Here is a 2,709-nt window from a genome sequence, read left to right as displayed (position 1 = left end):
TCCATCCGGGACTCCGCTTCCGCGAGCTGCTCGCGCAGGTGAAACGCACCACGCTCGGCGCCTACGAGCATCAGGACGTCCCCTTCGAGAAGCTCGTCGAGGAACTCAACCCTCACCGCACCCTCAGCCACTCGCCGCTGTTCCAGGTGATGCTCGCCCTGCAGAACGCACCGACGACGAGCATGGAAGTGCCTGGGAGCACGGTGGAGACGTCACCGCTGCGCCTGGAGGCCTTCGACTCGGGAGCGCAGAGCGCGAAGTTCGACCTCACGCTGACGCTGGGCGAGGGACTGGAAGGCGCGCTGGGCTACCGGACGGACTTGTTCGATGAGTCCACCATCGCCCGAATGGTCGCGCACTTCGGCACCCTCCTCGATGCCGCCATCACCACCCCCGATACCCTCGTGGGTGAGCTGCCAATGTTGCCGGCCGAGGAGCGCCGTCAGGTGCTCGTCGAGTGGAACGACACCCGCCGCGAGCTGCCCTGGTCCGGCGCCTTCCACGAGCGCTTCGAGGCCCAGGCCGCTCTCACGCCCAACGCCCTCGCCGTCCTCGACGACTCCGCCTCTCTCTCCTTTCTCCAGCTCAACCACCGCTCGAACCAGCTCGCTCACCTGCTGCGCGCCCGCGGTGTCGGGCCCGAAGTCCGTGTCGCCCTCTGCCTGGAGCGCTCCGTCGACTCCCTCGTCGCCCTCCTCGCCATCCTCAAGGCCGGCGCCGCCTACGTCCCTCTCGACCCCGCCTACCCCCGCGAGCGCCTGGTTTTCATGCTCCTGGACTCCGGCGCTCCCTTCGTCCTCACCCAGTCCCACCTCCTGCCTCGTCTCGACTCGGCCTCCTGCTCGGCCCTCTGCCTCGACGACACCACACTGCGCGCTTCTCTCGCCGCGCTCCCCACCTCCAATCCTCCTCGCGTCTCCCTTCCTTCCCACCTCGCCTACGTCATCTACACCTCAGGCTCCACCGGCAAGCCCAAGGGCGTCATGGTCCACCACTCCTCCGTGGTGAATCTCCTCGCCGCCCTCTCCTCTGCCGTCTACTCCGACGTCCAGCGCTCGCTCCGCATCTCCCTCAACGCTCCCCTCTCCTTCGACGCCTCCGTCCAGCAGCTCGTCTTCCTCTCCCAAGGCCACTGCCTCTGCTTCGTCCCTCAGGCTGCTCGTGAAGACGTCCCGCTGCTTCTCTCCTGGATTCAGAAGCACCAGCTCGACGTCCTCGACTGCGCCCCTTCTCACCTCCGCCTCCTCCTCGACGAGGGCCTCGCGGAGTCCGGCCGCCCCCTTCGTCTCCTCATCGGCGGCGAGGCCATCGACGACTCTCTCTGGACCGCGCTTTCCTCCGCGCCTTCGCTGAGCGCCTTCAACGTCTACGGGCCCACTGAGGCCACCGTCGACACCACCGCCCTCTCCATCCGCGCCTCTACGCGTCCCGCACTCGGTGGGCCGCTCTCCAACGTCTCCACCTTCATCCTCGACGCCTCTCTCCAGCCCGCCCCCATCGGCGTCCCCGGAGAGCTCTTCATCGGCGGCGACGGCCTGGCTCGCGGCTACCACCTCCGTCCGGACCTCACCGCCGAGCGCTTCGTCCCCAACCCCTTCTCCTCGGTGCCGGGCGCTCGCCTCTACCGCACCGGTGACAAGGCTCGCTGGCTTGCCCACGGCCACCTCGAGTACCTCGGCCGCATCGACTTCCAGGTGAAGCTGCGCGGCTTCCGCATCGAGCTGGGCGAAGTCGAGGCCGCTCTCGAAGCGCTGGCTTCCGTCCACCACGCCGCTGCCCTCGTCCGTGAAGACGTCCCGGGCCTCAAGCGCCTCGTCGCCTACGTCACCCCGGCTTCCGTCGACACCTCCTCACTGCGCGCGGAGCTGCTGCTCAGCCTCCCCGAGTACATGGTGCCCTCGGCCTTCGTCGCCCTCGACGCTCTGCCCATCAACACCCACGGCAAGCTCGACAGGAAGGCGCTCCCGGCTCCCGACTCCAGCCCCACCGACTCCTTCGTCGCGCCTCGCAACCCCACCGAGGCTCGCCTCGCCGCCATCTGGGCAGAGGTCCTCCACCTCGACTCCGTCAGCGTCTCCGACGACTTCTTCTCCCTTGGCGGCCACTCCCTCCTCGCCACTCAGGTCGTCTCTCGTGTCCGCAAGGCCTTCGACGTCGAGCTTCCCCTTCGCGCTCTCTTCGAAGCGCCGACCGTCGCGGCGCTCGCGGCTCGCGTCGATGCCGTGGGTCACGGGGACCTGTCGCTCCAGCTGCCTCCGCTCGTGGCGGTGCCTCGTACCGGGCCGCTGCCGCTGTCCTTCGCGCAGCAGCGCCTGTGGTTCCTCGACAGGCTCCAGCCGGGCAGCCCTTTCTACAACATCCCCTCGGCCATCCAGCTCCATGGGGGACTGAACCTCGCCGCGCTGGAGCGGGCGATTCAGGAACTCGTGCAGCGCCATGAAGCGCTGCGCACCTCGTTCCACGTCCAGGAGGATGGAGAGGCCGTTCAGCACATCCTTCCTCGTGTGGAGCTGTCCGTCCCGGTAACGGACCTGGAGGCCGTGCCCGAAGCCTCGCGTGAGACAGAAGCGCGGCGACTGGCTCAACTCGAAGCGCAGAAGCCGTTCGAGCTCTCCCAGGCCCCGCTGCTCCGTGCTTCCGTGCTTCGCCTCTCCGAGCAGCGCCACATCCTGCTCGTCACCGTCCACCACATCGTCTCGGATGGCTGGT

General features: G+C 68.3%; 1 protein-coding gene. It reads left to right on the top strand.

From position 1 onward, the window contains the following. On the top strand, window positions 1-2,709 hold a 2,709-nt coding region (locus tag HUA78_RS45570; RefSeq protein ID WP_174479113.1), incomplete at both ends, for a non-ribosomal peptide synthetase.

Origin of the sequence: Myxococcus sp. CA033 (assembly GCF_013336625.1) — a bacterium.
Taxonomy (GTDB): Bacteria; Myxococcota; Myxococcia; order Myxococcales; family Myxococcaceae; genus Myxococcus; species Myxococcus llanfairpwllgwyngyllgogerychwyrndrobwllllantysiliogogogochensis.
Note: the sequence above shows the minus strand (reverse complement) of the source record. Positions and strands in the feature narration are given on the sequence as shown.